The organism is Arthrobacter sp. G.S.26, from assembly GCF_050847375.1.
GTDB lineage: Bacteria > Actinomycetota > Actinomycetes > Actinomycetales > Micrococcaceae > Arthrobacter.
Window position 1 is genome coordinate 910,638 of sequence record NZ_CP193752.1, and the last position, 19,884, is coordinate 930,521.

19 protein-coding genes are annotated in these 19,884 nt (G+C 64.9%); 16 read left to right on the forward strand and 3 right to left on the reverse strand.

The window, feature by feature from the left end:
* Nucleotides 1–6: 6 nt before the first annotated feature.
* Nucleotides 7–909 (forward strand): succinate--CoA ligase subunit alpha, encoded by a 903-nt coding sequence (sucD, locus tag ACRB8A_RS04210; protein WP_050683964.1) that lies wholly within the window; start codon nt 7–9, stop codon nt 907–909.
* A gap of 148 nt (nt 910–1,057) precedes the next feature.
* On the opposite strand, the gene ACRB8A_RS04215 is transcribed toward sucD, so the two are convergent.
* A complete protein-coding gene (locus ACRB8A_RS04215) occupies nt 1,058–1,540 on the reverse strand; it encodes an SRPBCC family protein (RefSeq protein ID WP_050683963.1) in 483 nt (160 codons plus the stop codon).
* Nucleotides 1,537–1,860 carry a metalloregulator ArsR/SmtB family transcription factor gene (locus ACRB8A_RS04220; protein WP_082178144.1) on the reverse strand — a complete coding sequence of 108 codons (324 nt, stop codon included), beginning with the start codon at nt 1,858–1,860 and terminating at the stop codon, nt 1,537–1,539. The genes ACRB8A_RS04215 and ACRB8A_RS04220 overlap by 4 nt, the downstream gene beginning before the upstream one ends.
* Nucleotides 1,861–2,049: 189 nt before the next feature.
* Between ACRB8A_RS04220 and ACRB8A_RS04225 the strand changes: the two genes are divergently transcribed.
* From ACRB8A_RS04225 to ACRB8A_RS04290, 14 genes are all read left to right on the forward strand, one after another.
* Nucleotides 2,050–2,454 carry a tautomerase family protein gene (locus ACRB8A_RS04225; RefSeq protein ID WP_050683961.1) on the forward strand — a complete coding sequence of 135 codons (405 nt, stop codon included), beginning with the start codon at nt 2,050–2,052 and terminating at the stop codon, nt 2,452–2,454.
* Between the two features lie 190 nt (nt 2,455–2,644).
* A complete protein-coding gene (gene iolC, locus ACRB8A_RS04230; RefSeq protein ID WP_050683960.1) occupies nt 2,645–3,649 on the forward strand; it encodes a 5-dehydro-2-deoxygluconokinase in 1,005 nt (334 codons plus the stop codon).
* On the forward strand, nt 3,646–4,596 hold the full coding sequence (locus ACRB8A_RS04235; protein ID WP_050683959.1) for a Cgl0159 family (beta/alpha)8-fold protein: 951 nt from the start codon (nt 3,646–3,648) through the stop codon (nt 4,594–4,596). The genes iolC and ACRB8A_RS04235 overlap by 4 nt, the downstream gene beginning before the upstream one ends.
* 48 nt (nt 4,597–4,644) lie before the next feature.
* Nucleotides 4,645–6,573, forward strand: a complete 1,929-nt coding sequence (gene iolD / locus ACRB8A_RS04240) for a 3D-(3,5/4)-trihydroxycyclohexane-1,2-dione acylhydrolase (decyclizing) (RefSeq protein WP_056596110.1) — start codon at nt 4,645–4,647, stop codon at nt 6,571–6,573.
* Between the two features lie 55 nt (nt 6,574–6,628).
* Nucleotides 6,629–8,143 carry a CoA-acylating methylmalonate-semialdehyde dehydrogenase gene (locus tag ACRB8A_RS04245; RefSeq protein WP_050683957.1) on the forward strand — a complete coding sequence of 505 codons (1,515 nt, stop codon included), beginning with the start codon at nt 6,629–6,631 and terminating at the stop codon, nt 8,141–8,143.
* A 40-nt stretch (nt 8,144–8,183) separates the two neighbouring features.
* Nucleotides 8,184–9,101, forward strand: a complete 918-nt coding sequence (locus ACRB8A_RS04250) for a sugar phosphate isomerase/epimerase family protein (protein WP_050683956.1) — start codon at nt 8,184–8,186, stop codon at nt 9,099–9,101.
* A 28-nt stretch (nt 9,102–9,129) separates the two neighbouring features.
* A complete protein-coding gene (locus ACRB8A_RS04255; protein ID WP_432245653.1) occupies nt 9,130–10,143 on the forward strand; it encodes a Gfo/Idh/MocA family protein in 1,014 nt (337 codons plus the stop codon).
* Between the two features lie 43 nt (nt 10,144–10,186).
* A complete protein-coding gene (locus tag ACRB8A_RS04260) occupies nt 10,187–11,062 on the forward strand; it encodes a sugar phosphate isomerase/epimerase family protein (RefSeq protein ID WP_050683954.1) in 876 nt (291 codons plus the stop codon).
* The gene (locus ACRB8A_RS04265) at nt 11,059–12,477 is read left to right on the forward strand and encodes a sugar porter family MFS transporter (RefSeq protein ID WP_432245654.1); all 1,419 of its coding nucleotides are present in this window, start codon (nt 11,059–11,061) and stop codon (nt 12,475–12,477) included. The genes ACRB8A_RS04260 and ACRB8A_RS04265 overlap by 4 nt, the downstream gene beginning before the upstream one ends.
* Before the next feature lie 272 nt (nt 12,478–12,749).
* Nucleotides 12,750–13,751: a substrate-binding domain-containing protein gene (locus tag ACRB8A_RS04270; RefSeq protein WP_432245655.1), complete on the forward strand. Its 1,002-nt coding sequence runs from the start codon at nt 12,750–12,752 to the stop codon at nt 13,749–13,751.
* 61 nt (nt 13,752–13,812) lie between these two features.
* Nucleotides 13,813–14,856, forward strand: coding sequence for an ABC transporter permease (locus tag ACRB8A_RS04275; protein WP_432245656.1), 1,044 nt, complete (start codon nt 13,813–13,815; stop codon nt 14,854–14,856).
* Between the two features lie 12 nt (nt 14,857–14,868).
* Entirely contained in the window at nt 14,869–15,771 is a 903-nt protein-coding gene (locus ACRB8A_RS04280; protein WP_432245657.1) for an ATP-binding cassette domain-containing protein, read from the forward strand.
* Nucleotides 15,772–15,802: 31 nt separating this feature from the next.
* The gene (locus ACRB8A_RS04285; RefSeq protein ID WP_432245658.1) at nt 15,803–16,798 is read left to right on the forward strand and encodes a Gfo/Idh/MocA family oxidoreductase; all 996 of its coding nucleotides are present in this window, start codon (nt 15,803–15,805) and stop codon (nt 16,796–16,798) included.
* Between the two features lie 52 nt (nt 16,799–16,850).
* Nucleotides 16,851–17,891, forward strand: a complete 1,041-nt coding sequence (locus ACRB8A_RS04290; RefSeq protein ID WP_432245659.1) for a Gfo/Idh/MocA family protein — start codon at nt 16,851–16,853, stop codon at nt 17,889–17,891.
* 33 nt (nt 17,892–17,924) lie between these two features.
* Here the strand turns inward: ACRB8A_RS04290 and ACRB8A_RS04295 are convergent, their stop codons facing one another.
* Nucleotides 17,925–18,398: a MarR family winged helix-turn-helix transcriptional regulator gene (locus ACRB8A_RS04295; protein ID WP_432245660.1), complete on the reverse strand. Its 474-nt coding sequence runs from the start codon at nt 18,396–18,398 to the stop codon at nt 17,925–17,927.
* 150 nt (nt 18,399–18,548) lie between these two features.
* On the opposite strand from ACRB8A_RS04295, the gene ACRB8A_RS04300 reads away from it, so the two are divergent.
* Complete coding sequence (locus ACRB8A_RS04300) at nt 18,549–19,853, forward strand: MFS transporter (protein WP_432245661.1); 1,305 nt, start codon at nt 18,549–18,551, stop codon at nt 19,851–19,853.
* Nucleotides 19,854–19,884 lie beyond the last annotated feature (31 nt).

Genomic DNA, 19,884 nt, shown 5'->3' on the forward strand with positions numbered 1-19,884 from the left:
GCGACAATGTCTATCTACCTCAATAAAGACTCCAAGGTCATCGTCCAGGGCATCACCGGCGGCGAAGGCACCAAGCACACCGCCCTGATGCTCAAGGCCGGCACCAACATTGTTGGCGGCGTCAACGCCCGCAAGGCCGGCACCACGGTCCTGCACGGCGAGAAGGAAATCACCGTCTTCGGCACCGTCAAGGAAGCCATCGCCGAAACCGGCGCAGACGTCTCCATCGTCTTCGTTCCGCCGGCATTCACCAAGGACGCCGTTGTTGAAGCCATCGAAGCCGGCATCGGCCTCGTAGTGGTCATCACCGAGGGTGTTCCCGTGCAGGACTCTGCAGAGTTCTGGGCCCTGGCCCAGTCCAAGGTGGACGCAGAAGGCAACCAGGTCACCCGCATCATCGGACCTAACTGCCCCGGCATCATTACCCCCGGCGAAGCCCTCGTGGGCATCACCCCGGCAAACATCACCGGCAAGGGCCCCATCGGCCTGGTGTCCAAGTCCGGTACGTTGACCTACCAGATGATGTACGAACTGCGCGACCTGGGCTTCTCCACTGCCATCGGCATCGGCGGCGACCCCGTCATCGGCACCACGCACATCGACGCCCTGGCCGCGTTCGAAGCCGACCCCGAGACCAAGGCCATCGTGATGATCGGTGAAATCGGCGGCGACGCCGAAGAGCGTGCAGCCGATTACATCAAGGCCCACGTCACCAAGCCCGTTGTAGGCTACGTGGCCGGGTTCACCGCTCCCGAAGGCAAGACCATGGGCCACGCAGGCGCCATCGTCTCCGGCTCGGCCGGCACCGCCCAGGCCAAGAAGGAAGCCCTCGAGGCCGCCGGCGTAAAGGTCGGCAAGACGCCGTCCGAGACCGCCACGCTGCTGCGCGAAGTCTTCGCAGCCCTCTAGGTTCACAGCACAGAGCGCGGGGCCATCTGCCATCCTCTTGGACGGCAGGTGGCCCCGCGTTTTTGTTTAAGTACGACGGCGGTCCGGTCACCTTCCCAGCGGAGGTGACCGGACCGTCGTCGTACGCTGGTCTCCGTGCCGCCGGCGCCTAGACTTTTGCGCCGCTGAGCAGCTCGTCCAGGCGTTCGTAGCCTTCCGTCATGCCGCCCTCCATGCCGGACTGCGCCATGCCGTCGCGGGCCTCGAGGGACGGATAAACCGAATGGCCCCTCAGCCGGGTACGGCCGTTCCCGAGGTCCTCAAACGTCATGAACTCGATGCTGACCACGTCAGGGTAGCCGCCGAATTCAAACGTCTGGATGGCGAAGTCATTTTCCCTGACGGTATGGAAAACGCCGCTGAACTGGTACGCCACGCCGTCGGGCCCTGTGTGCAGGTAGCTGTAGCTGCCGCCGGTGCGGAAATCGTAGTGGTCGATTTTCATCTTGAGCCCGCGCGGCCCGAGCCACTGGGCAATCAGGTCCGGCTCCTTGTGCGCCCGGAAGACGTCGGCGACGGGGAAATCAAACTCCCGCTCGGAGTCGATGAAGGGCAGGCCTTCGGGAATGGTGAGGTTGAGTGGATTGCTCATGATGGTTCCTTCTCCTGGGTGCCGCGGCTGGCGGCGTTGGTTTGGAGTACGGCGTCCAGGCTGCGGAATTGCGCTTCGCGGACCAGCCTGTACTGGTCGATCCACGCGGTAAGCGCCTCGAGCCGTGCGGGATTCAGGTGGACGGGTCGCCGTTGGGCGTCCCTGCTGCGGGTGACAAGCTGCGCCTGCTCAAGCACCTGGATGTGCCGCGAAACTGCCTGCTTGGAAATGTCGAACGGTTCCGCGAGTTCGTTCACTGTGGCCGCCCCCCGGCTCAGCCGGGCGATGATGCCGCGCCGGACGGGATCCGCCAGGGCCATAAAGGCCGAGTCGAGAGCTTCGTCCCTGGCGTCCACTGGAACCTGCTTTCTAATCAACTGGTTTGTTTATCAACTACTTGATTGATTAAGAGTACGCCCGGCGGTGGACCATCGCAAGGGTTTCGAGCCTTGTGGCAATCATGGCAAGTTTGTTAGTATGTCAGTACAAACTTTGCTGAAGGAGAAAAAGTGCCACTGGTACGCATTGATGTTAATGAAGGACGCAGCCGCCAGGATCTGCAGCGGCTCAGCCGCGGGATCCACGACGCCATCCTTGGCGAGTACGGCATTCCGGAGCGGGACTATTTCCATATCCTGACCGAGCATCCTGCAGGCCAGATCGTTGCCCAGGATGCAGGCCTGGGCTTCGAGCGGACCGGGGGAGTGGTGATGATCCAGATCTTCACGCAGGGCGGCCGTTCGCAGGAGGCCAAGCAGCGGCTGTTCGCTGCAGTGGCCGGAAAACTCGCCACGGTGGGCGTCGCCGGTGAGGACGTTTTTATCGGCTATGTGGAAAATACGGCCGGCGACTGGTCGTTTGGATTCGGTCGCGCGCAGTATGTCACCGGCGAATTGGCGGTCCCGGCAAAGTAGCACGCCGGCGGTTCCGGTGGACTTTTCCGGCCGCCGAAATGTTCGTTGTAAGCATGTCAGTACAAACCTTTGACAGGACATTCGATCTAAGGCAAAGTAGTGCGTGTGGCCCCCGCCACGGCCTGCCAGTTCCGGAGCTCCTGCAGTTTCAGAGGTCCAGAGTTTCACACCAGAAAGGTCCACGATTACCGTGACCCATGAGCTTCTTACGATCGGGCGCATCAGCGTTGATATCTACCCGAACGATATCGGGGTGGACCTGGAGGACGTTACGTCCTTCGGGAAGTACCTTGGTGGATCGCCGTCGAATGTGGCAGTTGCTGCTGCGCGGCATGGCCGGAAGGCCGGGGTGATCACCAGGACGGGCGATGACGCGTTCGGTAACTTCCTGCACCGTGAGCTGCATAAGTTCAATGTGGACGACGCCTTTGTCTCCCCGGTACCGGATCTTCCCACGGCCGTGACGTTCTGCGCGATCAAGCCGGCCACCGACGAGTTCCCGCTGTACTTCTACGGCCGGTTCCCCACCGCGCCGGACCTCCAGATCGAGGCCTCCGGGCTCGACCTTGACGCCATCCGCGATGCCGGTATCTTCTGGTCCACGGTGACCGGCCTGTGCCAGGAGCCCAGCCGCAGCGCCCACGCCGCCGCCCACGAAGCCCGCCCCCGCACAGGCCTGAAGGAGGGCCAGTTCACCATCCTGGACCTCGACTACCGGCCCATGTTCTGGGCATCGGAAGAAGAGGCCCGCTCGGAGGTCGCAAAGATCCTGCCGCACGCCACCGTGGCGATCGGCAACGACAAGGAATGCGCTGTCGCCGTGGGCGAGGGCACCCCGGATGAGCAGGCCGACCGGCTGCTCGCTGCCGGCGTCGAAATCGCCGTGGTCAAGCTCGGCCCGGAGGGCGTGATGGCAAAGACCCGCACGGAGCGTGTTGTCTCCGCCCCGGTTCCCGTGGAGACCGTAAACGGGCTCGGTGCCGGCGACTCGTTTGGCGGTGCCTTCTGCCACGGCCTGCTCTCCGGGTGGCCGCTGGCTGAAGTCCTGGATTACGCCAACGCTGCCGGGGCCATCGTCGCCTCACGGCTGTCCTGCGCCGATGCCATGCCGACGCCGGACGAGGTCACCTCGCTGCTGGCCGAACGCGGACGCCTGGTCCCCGGCCGGTTCGCCACCGAAGGAGCAACGCTGTGACCGTCACGTCCGTCCCCACCACCGCGGTCGATGATGATCCCCGCCGCTACGCGCACCTGAGCACCCTGCGGTTGGAAGACCCGGACGCTGTGGCCCGCGCCGCGAAGGCCCGGCGCCGCCACCCCGGCCTGAAATACGGCCGGCAGAACTTCATCGTGGCAGCGGACCATCCGGCCCGCGGCGCCTTGGCCGTTGGTCCCGACCCTGTAGCGATGGCGGACCGCCGCCTGCTGCTGGACCGGCTCCAGATCGCCTTGGCCAACCCGGCCGTTGACGGGGTGCTGGCCTCCCCGGACATCATGGACGACCTGCTGCTCCTGGGCGCACTGGAGGGCAAACTCGTTTTCGGTTCGATGAACCGGGGCGGCCTGGCCGGCCTGGTCAACGAGCTTGATGACCGTTTCACCGGCCACACCGCTGCGGCGCTGGCGGCTCTGGGTGCTGATGGCGGGAAGATGCTGACCCGCATCTGCCTGGGCGACCCGGACACGGTGGTTACCCTCGAGTCCACGGCCAAGGCCATCGACTCCCTCGCGGAACGCAGACTCATCGCCATGGTGGAACCGTTCCTGTCGGTCCGCAACGGGCAGGGCCGGGTACGCAACGACCTGTCCGCCGACGCCGTGGTCAAATCCGTTGGCATCGCGCAGGGCCTGGGCTCCACCAGCGCCTACACCTGGATGAAGCTGCCCGTCGTGGCCGAAATGGAACGCGTGATGGCGGCCACCACGTTGCCCACCGTCCTGCTGGGCGGGGACCCTGCCGGGACCCAGGACGAGGTGTTTGCCACCTGGCAGGCAGCGCTGGCGTTGCCCGGCGTACAGGGCCTGACAGTGGGCCGCACCTTGCTCTACCCGCAGGACGGCGATGTGGCAGGCGCCGTTGCGGCCGCCGCTTCCCTCCTGCACCACACCACATCAGTCCACACCGCCGAAGCATCGGAGTAGGCCCTCATGGCAACCATCACAGGAACCGGGACAACAGGTTCCCGCCGGATGACGGTGGCGCAGGCCGTCGTCGAATACCTGTCCAAGCAGTACACCGTCGATTCCGTCAACGGCGTGGACTACCGCGAACGCCTGATCCCGGGGACCTTCGGCATTTTCGGGCACGGCAACGTGGCCGGTGTTGGGCAGGCGCTCAAGCAGTACCAGCACCTTGACCCGGCCATCATGCCCTACTACCAGGGCCGCAACGAGCAGGCCCAGGTCCACCAGGCAGTGGGCTACGCCCGGCACACCCGCCGCCGCCAGACGTTCGCCATCAGCACCTCGATCGGCCCCGGCTCCTCGAACCTTCTGACCGGCGCCGCCCTGGCCACCACCAACCGGCTCCCGGTCCTGCTGCTGCCCTCCGACACCTTCGCCACGCGCGCCGCCGACCCGGTCCTGCAGCAGCTCGAACAGCCCTACGCGTATGACCTCACCGTCAACGACGCCTTCCGGCCGCTGTCCAAGTTCTTCGACCGGGTGACCCGCCCGGAGCAGCTGTTCTCCGCGTTCCACCACGGCCTGCGCGTCCTGACCGACCCCGCCGAAACCGGCGCCGTCACCATCTCCCTGCCGCAGGATGTCCAGGCCGAGGCCTTCGACGTCCCGGAGGAGTTCCTGGCCGAACGCGAATGGCGGATCCGCCGCCCCGAAGCAGACGACGACGACATCCGCCGCGCCGTGGCGGCCATCCGCGCGGCCAAGCGCCCGCTGATCATCGCCGGCGGCGGCGTCCTGTACGCCTACGCCAACGAGGAACTCGCGAAGTTCGCCGAACTGACCGGCATCCCGGTGGGCAACACGCAGGCCGGGGTCGGCGTCCTGCCATGGGACCACAAGTTCTCCCTTGGCGCCATCGGCTCAACCGGTACGACGGCGGCAAACGCCATCGCTGCCGAAGCCGACCTGATCATCGGGATCGGAACCCGCTACGAGGACTTCACCACTGCATCCCGGACAGCCTTCGCGAACCCGGACGTCAGGTTCATCAACATCAACGTGGCAGCCATCGATGCGTACAAGCACGGCACGTCCCTGCCGATCGTCGCGGATGCCCGCAAGGCACTGGTCAAACTCAACGCAGCCCTGGGCGGCTACCGCGTGGGCGCCGACCTGGAAGCGCAGGTCGCAGCGGAGAAGAAACGCTGGGACGCCACCGTGGACGAAGCGTTCGCCCAGGACTACGCGCCGCTGGTCAGCCAGAACGCCATCATCGGCGCCACCAACAAGGCGATGGACCCCCAGGATGTGGTGATCTGCGCTGCCGGGTCACTGCCGGGGGACCTGCACAAGATGTGGCGGGTCCGTGACCCGTTCGGCTACCACGTGGAATACGCGTACTCCTGCATGGGCTACGAAATCCCCGGCGGCCTGGGCGTGAAACGTGCCGCCCTGGCCGAAGCCGCGGCCGGCGGCGCGGACCGCGACGTGGTGGTCATGGTGGGCGACGGCTCCTACCTGATGATGCACACCGAACTCGTCACCGCCGTCGCCGAACGGATCAAGCTGATTGTGGTCCTGATCCAGAACCACGGCTACGCCTCCATCGGTTCCCTGTCCGAGTCCCTGGGGTCCCAGCGCTTCGGGACCCAGTACCGGGTCCTGGACAATGAGCAGCATTCGTTCGACGACGGCGAGATCCTGCCTGTTGACCTTGCCTTGAACGCCGAATCCCTGGGCGTGAAGGTCATCCGGATCGAGCCGGGCGAAAAGGTCATTGCCCAGCTCGAACAAGCCATCGGGGACGCCAAGGCCGCCCCCGAACGCGGCGGACCCATCCTGATCCACATCGAATCCGATCCGCTCCTGGACGCCCCATCCTCCGAGTCCTGGTGGGACGTTCCCGTATCCCAGGTCTCCGAACTGGACTCCACCAAAGCGGCCTTCCAGACCTACGTCGAGCACAAGAGCCGGCAACGCACATTCCTCGGCTGAACCCGGCCGGCAGCACTTCAGCATACGAACCTCCCACCACTCAAGGAAGAGTCCCATGACGCTCACCTCCACGCAGACCACCACCATCAACCACTTCATCAACGGCGCCCAGACCGCCGGCGTTGGCACCCGCACCCAGCCGGTCTACAACCCGGCCACCGGTGCCGTGTCCGGCGAACTCCGCCTGGCCAACCGTGCCGACCTGGACACCACCGTCGCCGCCGCCCGCAAGGCCGCGGACAGCTGGGGCGACATCTCCCTGGCCAAGCGCACCGCCGTGCTCTTCAAGTTCCGTGAGCTCGTCGCCGCGCACGTGGACGAACTCGCCGAACTGATCACGGCCGAACACGGCAAGGTCCTTTCCGACGCCAAAGGCGAGATCGGCCGCGGCCTGGAAGTCATCGAGTTCGCCTGCGGGATCCCCACCCTGCTCAAGGGCGACTATTCCGACCAGGTCTCCACCGGCATCGACGTCTTCTCTTTCCGCGAACCCCTCGGCGTGGTCGCCGGGATAACCCCGTTCAACTTCCCCGTGATGGTTCCGCTCTGGATGGCACCCATGGCCATTGCCACCGGTAACGCCTTTATCCTTAAGCCCTCCGAACGTGACCCCTCCGCCTCGATGCTCCTCGCGAAACTCTGGAAGGACGCCGGCCTTCCCGACGGGGTCTTCCAGGTCCTGCACGGCGACAAGGAAACCGTCGACGGCCTCCTGACCCACCCCGACGTGGACGGCATCTCCTTCGTCGGCTCCACCCCGATCGCCCAGTACGTCCACGAAACAGCGACCAGGCACGGCAAGCGCGTCCAGGCCCTCGGCGGGGCGAAGAACCACGCCATCATCATGCCCGACGCCGACCTTGACAACGCCGCCGACCACCTCGCTGCCGCTGCCTTCGGCTCCGCCGGGGAACGCTGCATGGCGATCTCCGTGGCCGTCGCCGTTGGCGACGCCGCCGACGCACTGGTCAGCAAGGTCCAGGAACGCGCCGAAGCCGTCAAGGTCAACAACGGCACCGCACCCGACGCCGAAATGGGCCCGGTCATCACCCCCGCCTCCCGGGAACGCATCATCCGGATCGTCACCGAAGCCGAAACCGCCGGCGCCGCCATGGTGGTGGATGGCCGCGACCTCGTTGTCCCCGGCCACGAAGAAGGCTTCTGGGTCGGCCCTACCGTGATCGACCACGTCAACACCGAAATGACCGCCTACAACGAGGAAATCTTCGGACCCGTCCTCGTGGTGGTCCGCGTCCCGGACCTCACCGCCGGCATCAACCTCATCAACGCCAACCCCTATGGCAACGGCACCGCGATTTTCACCTCCTCCGGCGCCCACGCCCGCACCTTCCAGCGCTCCGTGACCGTCGGCATGATCGGCATCAACGTGCCCCTGCCCGTCCCGGTGGCGTACCACTCCTTCGGCGGCTGGAAAGCCTCGCTCTTCGGCGACAAGCACATCTACGGTCCAGAAGGCGTCTCCTTCTACACCCGCGGAAAAGTCGTCACCTCCCGCTGGCCGGAACCCAAAACCGCCTCCGGCGCCTCCTACAACTTCCCCTCCAACTGACGCCCCGGCGCACGTCCCACCAGAGAAAGACACCGCTGTCATGACCGACGTAGAGAACAAACTGATCATCGGCACCGCGCCGGACTCCTGGGGTGTCTGGTTCGCGGATGACCCGCAGCAGACCCCCTGGGAGCGTTTCCTGGACGAAGTAGCCGAGTCCGGCTACAAGTGGATCGAACTGGGCCCCTACGGCTACCTGCCCAACGACCCCACCCGCCTGGCGGAGGAGCTGAAGCAGCGCGACCTGAAGGTCACCGCCGGTACCGTTTTCACCGCTTTCCACCGTGGCCTTGACCAGTGGGAAACCGCCTGGGAGCCGGCCCGCAAGGTGGCGGAACTGACCGCTGCCATGGGTGGCGAGCACATCGTGGTCATCCCGGCCATGTGGCGCGACGACGTCACCGGCGAGGCCGTGGAAAGCGGCGAACTCACCGAAAAGGCCTGGGCCGACTTGTTCGCCGGGCACAACCGGCTGGGCAAGACCCTGCTGGAGGACTTCGGCCTGAACCAGCAGTTCCACTCGCACGCCGACTCCCACGTGGGCGCGCAGGCAGACATCGAACACCTGCTCGCCGCCACGGACGCCAAGTATTTGAACCTGTGCCTGGATACCGGCCACGCGGAATACTGCGGTGCCTCCAGCCTTGAACTGATCAAGAACTTCCCGGACCGGATCGGCTACCTGCATCTGAAGCAGATCAACCCGGAGATACTCAAAAAGGTCAACGACGAGAACATGACGTGGGCGGCCGCCAACCTGGCCGGCGTGATGACCGAGCCGCCCAACGGGCTGCCGGACCTGCGCGCCGTCATCGAAGCCGTGGAAGCCCTGAACCGCCCCATTTTCGGGATCGTGGAACAGGACATGTACCCCGTGGCCTTCGATGTGCCGATGCCCATCGCCAAGCGCACCCGCAACTACCTGCTCTCGTGCGGTTCCCGCACCGTCGTGAACTGAACCCCTACTTACTCCGAAGGACAAAACAATGACTGAATCCCTGCGCGTAGCCGTCATCGGTGCCGGACGCATGGGCGCTGACCACATCCAGCGCCTCAACACCCGCATCCACGGCGCCGAAGTGGCCGCCGTCGTCGACGTTGACCTGGCCCGTGCCCAGGCAGCCATCGAAGGCATTCCCGGCGCCGTGGCCCTGGCCGATGCCGGGGAAGCGCTCAACAACGGCGACGTCAACGCCGTCCTGATCGCCACCCCCGGGTTCCTGCACGAGGACATCCTCCTCAAGGCCATCGCGAAGGACATCCCCATCCTCTGCGAAAAGCCGCTGACCCCCGACGCCGAATCCTCGCTGAAGATCGTCGAAGCCGAAGTGGCGCTGGGCCACAAGCGCGTCCAGGTGGGCTTTATGCGCCGCTTCGACGCCGAGTACGCGTCCCTGGGCAAGATCATCCGCGACCACGAACTCGGTGAGCTGCTGATGCTGCACCACCAGCACCGCAACCCCACCACCCCGCCCGGCTTCACCAACGAGATGCTGATCAACGACTCCGTGGTGCACGAATTTGATGCCATCCGGTTCTTCACCGGCGAGGAAATCACCAGCGTCCAGGTCCGGATGGGCAAGGCCACCAAAAATGCCCCCGCCGGCCAGCACGATCCCCAGCACGTCCTGATCGAAACCGAATCAGGTGTCCTGGCCGACGTCGAAATCTACGTCAACGCCCGGTTCGGCTACGAAGTTGCCACCCAGGCGTCCTTCGAGGACGGCATCGTCAGCATCGGCGGGGACAAGGGACCCTACACCCGCAGCGCCGGGCGCTGGGGAGGCAACGTCACGCCCGGCTTCGAAGAGCGCTTCGGCGCCGCATACGACGTCGAAATCCAGGCCTGGGTGGACGCGGCACTTGAGGGCGGCATCGGCGGCCCCACCGCCTGGGACGGGTACGCGACGGCTGCCTGCTGCGAAGCCGGCGTCGAGGCGCAGAAGAACGGCGACAAGGTTGCCGTCAAGCTCGCGGCCAAGCCGGACCTCTACAACTAGTCCTTCGACCGCCACGCCAACTGATCCACAATGGAGTGTTTTTGTGAAAATCGCCCTTGACCCCACGCCGTACCACCACTCGCACACCCTGCTTGAATTTCCGAAGGTGGTGGCGGACCTCGGCTACAAGTACCTGCAGATGACTCCGCACCAGGACCTGATTCCGTTTTACAACCACCCCAAAGCGGATGATGAACTGGTGGGCCAGCTCCGGAAGGCCTGCCGGGACGCGGACATTGAGATTGCCTCCGTGCTGCCGGTCCTGCGCTGGTCCGGGCCCGACGAGGACGCGCGGGAAGCCGCGGTGCGGTACTGGAAGCGTGCCATCCAGATCACCGTGGACCTCGGCGTCAGCACCATGAACACCGAGTTCAGCGGCCGGCCGGAAAAGGCCGAGGAATCCGAGCGGGCGTTTTACCGCTCCATGGAGGAACTGCTGCCGATCATCGAACGGGAAGGCATCGATCTGCTGATCGACCCACACCCGGACGACTTCGTTGAGGAAGGCCTGGCCGCGATCCGGGTGATCCGGGGCCTGAACTCCAAAAATGTGGGCCTGGTGTACGTGGCGTCGCACAGCTTCCACATGAAGGACGCGCCCCTGGAAATCATGCGGGCAGCGGGCGACAAGCTCCGCCTGGTCCACGTCGCCGACACCATGGACCACCACGCCTCGCACGGGCTGCGCTACATCACCAACCCACCCGGAAACCCGGTCCGGGTGCACCAGCACCTTAAAGTGGGCGACGGCGACGTCAACTGGGACGAGTTCTTCGGCGGCCTGAAGGAAATCGGCTTCCTCGACCGGGACGATACCGTGATGGTCTCCAGTGTCTTTGCGGAGGACGACCACGCGGATGAGGTCTCCCGCTACCAGCTGGACACCATCAACCAGTACATCCAAAAGGTGAGCGTATGACGTCCCCCATCCCCGTGGAGACCACAACCAAACAGCCCGGCAACCACAAGCGGGCGCTCCGGACGGTCACCATCATCTCCACCTTCGGCGGCCTGCTGTTCGGCTACGACACCGGCGTCATCAACGGTGCGTTGCCGTACATGCAGGAGGACCTGGGCCTGACGCCGCTGACCGAAGGGCTGGTCACCTCCTCCCTCCTGTTCGGCGCCGCCTTCGGTGCGCTGCTGGGCGGCCGGCTGGCCGACCGGAACGGCCGCCGCAAGATGATCATGGTCCTGGCCGTGGTGTTCCTCATCGGCACCCTGGCCTGCACCTTCTCGCCCACCACCGAGGTCATGATCGCGGCCAGGTTCATCCTGGGCCTGGCGGTAGGCGGAGCGTCTGTCACGGTCCCCGTCTACCTGGCCGAAGTCTCGCCCAGTGACCGGCGGGGGCGGATCGTCACGCAGAACGAGCTGATGATCGTCACCGGCCAGCTGCTGGCATTCATCTTCAACGCCTACCTGGGCAATACCTTCGGGGAAGCCGGCGGCATCTGGCGCTGGATGCTGGTCATTGCCACACTTCCAGCCATCGCCCTGTGGATCGGCATGAACTTCATGCCGGAAAGCCCCCGCTGGCTGGCCTCGATGGGCAGCTTCGGTGAGACCCTCAGTGTGCTGCAACGCATCAGGTCCCAAGCCGAGGCCCGGGCGGAGTTCGAAGAGGTCAAAGCCATGGCCGTGGAGGACTACAAGTCCAAAATGGGCACGTGGAAGGACCTGGGTATTCCCTGGCTCCGCCGGATCTTCTTTGTGGGCCTGGGCCTGGCGGTGATCCAGCAGATCACCGGCGTGAACTCCATCATGTATTACGGCACGCAGATCCTGGCGCAGTCCGGCTTCGGCCGTGAAGCAGCCCTGACGGCCAACATTGCCAACGGCGTGATTTCCGTCCTTGCCACGTTTGTGGGCATCTGGCTGCTGGGCAGGGTAGGCAGGCGCCGCATGCTGATCACCGGGCAGATAGGAACCACCGCTGCACTGGTGCTGATCGGAGTGTTCTCGCTGATCCTGCCGGAGGGTTCCGCCAGGGGCTATGTGATCCTGGCCCTGACGGTGACCTTCTTGGCATTCCAGCAGGGTGCCATCTCACCGGTGACGTGGCTGATGCTCTCGGAGATCTTCCCGCTGAAGATCCGCGGCCTCGGCATGGGCGCCTCCGCATTCCTGCTGTGGATCGTCAACTTCCTGGTGGGCTTCGGCTTCCCGCAACTCCTGGCTGCCATCGGCTTGTCCAACACGTTTTTTGTGTTTGCCGTCCTTGGCGTCGGTGCCATCGCCTTTGCCGCCAGGTACGTGCCGGAAACCAAGGACAAGAGCCTCGAGGACCTGGAGCACTACTTCCGGAATCTTGTGGTGAAAGAGCGCCAGTAGCCCTTTCCGATTCGTTTTCCAGCGCAAAACGACCGCCCGTCACCCGACGGGCGGTCGTTCTGCGTTCTGCGCCATATAAGGGATAGAGCGCGCTAAAAGCATACTTTTGATGTCATTTTCAGCCTCTTCACAAATTTGCTTACGTAAGTACATTCTTATGTCAGTACAAACTATTGACATGTGTGGTCCCAGTCACCATGATCAATGAAGACGGCAAGTGAACCGGCGCAAGGATGCGCCAGTCCAGCCGGAAAAATCGAAGGAGATTTATCGTGAAGACGCTTTCCTGGCGTAAGGCGGCAGTCATGGCTGCAGTTGTTCCCATGCTGGCCCTGAGCGCCTGTTCCAGCACCGGGGGCAAGCCGGTTGATGCGGGCACCAATGCAGGCGGCGGCCAGGTTGCCACGACGGACCGGATCAAAATCGCACTGATTACCCACGCCGCCCCGGGTGATACCTTCTGGGATATTCTCCGAAAAGGCGCCGAAGAGGCGTCGGCGAAAGACAACGTTGAGCTGCTCTACACCTCGGACCCTGAAGGCGGCCGGCAGGCTCAGCTGATCCAGCAGGCCATCGACCAGAAGGTGGACGGCATCGCCGTGACACTGGCCAAACCGGATGCCCTCAAGGACGTCCTGAAGAAGGCCAAGGACGCGGGCATTCCCATCGTCAGCCTCAACTCCGGCGCGGACGTTTGGAAAAACCTCGGCGCGTTCACCCACTTCGGCTCGGACGAGAACCTCGCCGGCGCCGCTGTAGGCGACAAGCTGACCTCGCTGGGGGTCAAGCGACCTATCTGCGTCATCATGGAACAGGGCAACGTGGCGCTTGACTCCCGCTGCGCGGGCGTCAAGTCGAAGATCCCGGCCACGGAGAACCTCTTTGTTCAGGGCACAGACATGACTCAGGTTTCCTCCACTGTCACCGCCAAGCTCCAGGCGACGCCTGATGCTGACGCCATCATTGGGCTGGGCGCCCCCTTTACCCTCACTATTGACAAGGCAGTAGAGGCATTGAACCTCCAGGACAAGGTCAAGGTGGCTTCCTTCGACATGAACGGTGACCTGGCGCAGGCCATCATTGACGGCAAGGTCCAGTTCACCGTGGACCAGCAGCCGTGGCTGCAGGGCTATGGTGCCGTCGATGCGCTCTGGCAGGCCAAGCGGGCCGGCATCCACGTCGGTGGCGGTCAGCCGGTTCTGACCGGACCATCGATTGTTGACAAGGCAGCGGCTCCCGCCGTCCTCAAATTCGCCCAGGACGGCCTTCGCTAGAAGGAAAGCCGCCGGGTTCCGGGGCTTCGGCCCCGGAACCCGGCTTCAGTAGGAGAAACCCATGACCCAGTTAGCACTAAAACCCACAATCACCGACGAGCGCGTCGCCAAGCGGAATCCGTTCCAAAAGATTCTGGGCAGGCCGGAGGTCGGCGCCCTGGTGGGGGCGATTGTCCTGTTTGTCTTTTTTGCCTCCGTATCCCAGACCTTCATCCAGCCGGCGTCGATCGCTACGATCCTCTACGGAAGCTCCACCATCGGCATTATGGCCGTGGGAGTCTCCCTGCTGATGATCGGCGGGGAGTTTGACCTCTCCACGGGCGTTGCAGTGATCAGCTCGGCATTGACCGCGTCAATGTTTTCCTGGTACTTCAGTGTCAACGTGTGGGTCGGCGTCCTGCTGGCCCTGGTTGTCTCCTTGGGTATCGGTTACATCAACGGGTGGATACTGATGAAGACCAAACTGCCCAGCTTCATCGTGACCCTGGCCACATTCCTGATGCTGACCGGCCTGAACCTGGGCCTGACCCGCCTGATCGGCGGTGGCGTTTCATCGCCCTCCATTTCCACCATGGACGGATTCGATTCAGCCCGGGCAGTGTTTGCCTCGTCCACAACAATCGGCGGGGTCGATGTCAAGAACACGGTCTTCATCTGGATTGCCTTGGTCGCGGTGGCGTCCTGGGTCCTGCTCCGCACCAAAGTGGGCAACTGGATCTTCGCCGTCGGAGGTGACGAAAACGCCGCCCGCGCCGTGGGCGTGCCGGTCAAAGCCACCAAGATCGGCCTGTTTATGGCCGTGGGATTCTGCGGCTGGGTCCTGGGCATGCATAACCTCTTCGCGTTTGACGCCGTCCAGTCAGGGGAGGGCGTGGGCAACGAATTCCTCTACATCATCGCCGCAGTGATCGGCGGATGCCTGCTGACCGGCGGTTACGGATCAGCCGTCGGCGGGGCAATCGGCGCCTTTATCTTCGGCATGGCCAACAAAGGCATCGTCTACGCCCAGTGGAATCCCGACTGGTTCAAATTCTTCCTGGGCCTGATGCTGCTGCTGGCCACCATCGTGAACCTGATCGTCAAACGCCGCGCAGAGCTGAAGTAAGGACCCGGACCCATGAATGCCAACAAAATTGATCAGCAGACCCTGCTGCAGAACGAGCAGGACCCGCTCACGCACACCCCGGTACACCTGTTGTCCCTGGACGCGGTAGGAAAAAACTACGGAAACATCGTTGCCCTTCGCGATGTCACGATGGCCGTGGATAACGGCCGGGTCACCTGTGTCCTGGGCGATAACGGTGCAGGCAAATCAACGCTGATCAAGATCATCGCGGGCCTGCACCAGCACGACGCCGGGACATTGAAGATCACGGGGGAGGAGCGGAAGTTCACGTCCCCCCGGGATGCCCTGGACGCCGGGATCGCCACGGTCTACCAGGACCTCGCCGTGGTCCCCTTGATGCCGATCTGGCGCAACTTTTTCCTCGGCTCAGAGATCACCCGCGGGTTCGGGCCCTTCAAGAGCATGGACGTCCAAAAGATGAAGGACGTCACCAAGCATGAACTCGCCGAGATGGGCATTGACCTGCGTGACGTTGAGCAACCCATCGGTCAGCTTTCCGGCGGTGAACGCCAATGCGTAGCGATCGCCCGAGCCGTGTACTTTGGCGCGAAAGTTTTGATCCTCGACGAACCCACCGCGGCCCTGGGCGTCAAACAATCAGGGGTGGTGCTCCGCTACATCCTCCAGGCCCGCGACCGTGGACTGGGTGTCATCTTCATTACCCACAACCCGCACCACGCGTTCCCCGTCGGAGACAGGTTTCTGCTCCTCAAGCGCGGCACCTCGATCGGGTACTACGACAAAAAAGACATCACCCTGGACGAGCTCACCGCCCAGATGGCCGGCGGCGCCGAACTCGCCGAACTCGCCCACGAACTCCAGCAGCTCGGCGGCCACAACGACATCGTTAAGGAAGTCCAGGCCGACGTCGCCGACGTCAACGAACACCGCTGACCGGACCAACCCCACAACAGAAGGGAACAGCATGCCGATCCGGGTTGGCGTCATTGGCGCCGGCGTTATGGGCGCCGACCACATCCGAAATCTCTCCACCACGATCAGCGGGGCCGAAGTCACCTTTGTTGCCGATCTTGACGCGGCCCGGGCTGCCGCGGCGGCACCGCACACGGCGCGGTCCACCACGGATCCCTCCGAACTGATCAACTCCAGCGACGTCGACGCCGTGGTGGTGGCCTCCCACGATTCCACGCACGCGGGCCTGGTGCTCGAATGCTTCGAGGCGATGACCCCGGTGCTCTGCGAAAAGCCGCTGGCCCCCACCCTGCTGGAAAGCCGGGACGTGGTGGCGGCAGATGACGACATCGTGGCAGCAACCGGCGCCTCGCTGCTGTCGCTGGGGTTCATGCGCCGGTTTGATCCCGGCTACGTCCTGCTTCGCGAAGCCGTGGCGGCCAGGTCGCAGGGCGAACCGCTGATGGTCCGGTGCACCAGCCGGACCGCATCATCCGGGCCCGGCGCCAGCACCGGGTCGGCGATCACCAACTCGGCGATCCACGAACTTGACGTGATCCCCTGGCTGCTGGGGTCGCCGATCACCGAGGTGTCCTGGCAGTCAGGCCGCAGTTCCCGGCACAGCCCCGCAGGGCTGAGGGATCCCGCGCTGATGCTCATGCGCACGGCGGACGGCACCCTGGTGACCCTGGAACTCTTCCTCAACGCCCAGTACGGCTACACCACCGAGTGCGAGATCGTCTCGGAGGCCGGGACCCTGGCGCTGCCGGAACCTCCTGCCCTCGCCAGCCGGCAGGATGGCCGGTTGAGTGCCGGCATTCCCGAAGACTGGCGTCCAAGGTTTGCCGACGCCTACCGGCTCCAGCTGCAGGCCTGGGTATCCGCGCTCCGCAGCGCAGAGCCCGCGCCCCTGGCTACGGCCCGCGACGGCCTGAATGCGGCGCTGGTGGCGCAGGCCATGACCCGCTCTTTGCACAGCGACGGCGCGTTCACCAAGGTGTCGTATTGACCCGGCCTGCGTCGCTCCGCCGGCATCCCAGCAACGCCACGGAGGCGACAGCATGAAAAAAGTCATTCTTGGCCTGGTGGGCGTGGGCCGCATTGGAGTTATGCACGCCACCAACATCGCGGGCCTCCGGGCCGGCCTGGACCGCGACGGGATTCAGCTGGAGCTGCGGCTCACGGACGTCGCCCAAGACCACGCCCGCAAGGTGGCCGATGGACTCGGGGCCGAATTCGTGCCGTCCGTGGCGGCCCTGGTCAGCTCCGGTCTTGACGGGCTCGTCATCGCCACCGGAACGGGCACCCACCCTGAGCTGATCACAGCCGGAGTGGACGCGGGCATCCCGGTGTTCTGCGAGAAGCCCGTCGCCATGAACGTCGCGGACTCGCTGCCGGTGCTGGACTATGTCCGGGAAAAGGGCGGCGTGGTGCAGATTGGGCATCAGCGCCGTTTTGATGCCGGCTACCTCGCGGCGCGGCGCGCCTACCAGGCCGGTGATCTTGGCTGGATCCATTCCCTGCGCGCCGTGACCTGCGACATGGCGCCGCCGCCCGTCGATTTCCTTGCCACGTCCGGAGGGCTGTTCCGTGATGTCTCGGTCCACGACTTCGACATCCTGCGCTGGCTGACCGGCCGGGAGATCACCGAGGTGTACGCAAAGGGCTCCAACAACGGCGACCCCGCCATCGGGACGGTGGGCGACGTGGACTCCGCGCTGGCCATCGTGACGTTCGACGACGGCACCCTGGGCAGCGTCTCGGCGAGCCGCTACAACGGCGCAGGACACGATGTCCGGTTGGAGATCCAAGGGTCAGCCGGCTCAATGATGGTGGGACTGGATGGTCAGGCAGCGCTGAAGTCTGCCGAAGCCGGCGAGGCTTTTCCCGCCGGTGAACCGCACCGAACCTTCGCCGACCGCTTCCATCAGGCATATCGCGCCGAAATGCTTGCGTTTGTGGACCTGGTCCTGGGCCGCAGGGATAACCCCTGCACCCCCGAGGATGCTGTGGCGGCCTCCAGGGTGGCCGACGCAGCCCAGGAATCCCTGGCTACAGGGGCCCCGGTGCGGCTCGACACTTCCGCCGCCGTCCAGCTGTAACAGCGACACCAGCAGGCTCCCCCTAAGTCACGCTTAGGGGGAGTTTTGTGTGCCCGACGGGACCCCTGAGTGCAGCCGGGGGAGCGCGTCCACCAGCGGAGCCAGTTCCGGAACCGCCTGGGCTTCGCCGAGTGCCCGTTCCAGGGTTGCATCGTGCACGGGCCGCGCTTCCGCGAGGAGGCTGCTGCCGCTCCCGGTGAGCTCGGTATAGATGCCCCGGCGGTCATCATCGCACAGGATCCTGGTCAGGAGCCCCCGGTCCTCCAGCCGGTTCACCAGGCGGGTGGTGGCGCTGGGACTCAAGGCCGTGGCCCGGGACAGTTGCTGCATCCGCATGTGCCAGCCATCCTGCCGGCTCAAGGCATCCAGGACGGTGAATTCGACAACGGACAGTTTCGATTCGGCCTGCAATGAGCGTTCCAGCTCACCTTCGATCAGCCCGTGCAGGGCCGCCAGGGTGCGCCAACCCTGCGCCCTGACCTCGACGGCGTCGTCCTTGATGCCCATGGTGTGGCTCCTTTGCTGCGGCCCGGCTGGCCACGGTTGGACAGAGTAGTAGTTGCTTGCGCGGGATAGTTGCTTGTGCAACAATAAATACCGCGCCTGCAACTATCTTAGCGCCTTTCCACCCAACGTACAGCTCAAAGGAGCACCGCCATGCCTGTTGGCCTGCTAGCCCTCGCCCTGGGAGGGTTCGGGATCGGACTCACCGAATTTGTCATCATGGGCCTGCTGCCCGAAGTGGCGGCAGACTTCGCTGTGAGTGAGGCCGCGGCCGGCTGGTTCATCTCCGGGTACGCGCTGGCCGTGGTGGTGGGCGCGCTGGGACTTACGGCGGCCCTCTCGCGGTTTGACCGTAAACCGGTGCTGGCCGCCCTGCTGGTCCTGTTCATTGCCGGCAACCTGCTCTCCGCCACCGCTCCGGAATACTGGCCCATGATGGCAGGCCGGATCCTCGCGGCCCTTGCCCACGGCGCGTTCTTTGGCATCGGCGCGGTGGTGGCCGCGGACATGGTGGCCCCCACCAGGAAGGCCGCGGCCATAGCACTGATGTTCACCGGGCTGACCGCGGCCAACGTGCTGGGCGTTCCCTTCGGCACCCTGCTGGGCCAGGCTGCAGGGTGGCGGGCAACGTTCTGGGCCATCACAGGTATTGGGGTGATCGCCCTGACCGGCATCCTGCTCCTGGTTCCCAGGACGCCGGGCACACCGGCGGAAGCCGGCGGCCTGCGCGGTGAGCTGCGGGCGTTCCGTTCCGGCCAGGTCTGGTTGTCCATCCTGGTGACTGTCCTTGGCTACGGCGGCATGTTTGGCGCCTTCACCTACATCGCCTACACGCTGACTGAGGTCTCCGGCTTCGCCGCCACTACTGTGCCGTGGCTCCTGATCGTCTTCGGGGTGGGCCTGTTTGTGGGAAACACCGTGGGCGGCCGGGCGGCCGACCGCAACGTGGACCGCACCCTCGTGGTGGTCCTGGCTGTCCTGTCCGTGGTGCTGGTGGCCTTCGCGCTGACGGCCGGCAACCAGGTCCTGACTGTGGTGTCCCTGGTGCTGATGGGCGGCTTTGGCTTTGCCACGGTTCCCGGCCTGCAGATGCGCGTGATGAAGTACGCCAGCACGGCCCCCACCCTGGCCTCGGGCGCCAACATCGGCGCGTTCAATGTAGGCAACGCCCTGGGTGCCTGGCTGGGCGGGGTCACCATCACCGCAGGGCTGGGCTACACCTCACCCATCTGGGCCGGTGCCGGCATCACCATCCTGGGCCTGGCGGTGATGGCGTTTGCAGCAGCGGCCGCCAAGCGGGGCAGCGCCCAGGACGCCGGGGACAGCGCTGCTGAGGCTCGCGACGCCGGGAAGGTCGCCGGCGAAGCAGACGACGACGGCCGCCCGCACCAGGGGGTCCAGCACGACGCCGGCCAACTGGCTGACGGGGCCGCAGACCTGGCCGTAACCCGGCGCTGACCGGGCAGTCCGGCTGTCCCCGGCTACAGCT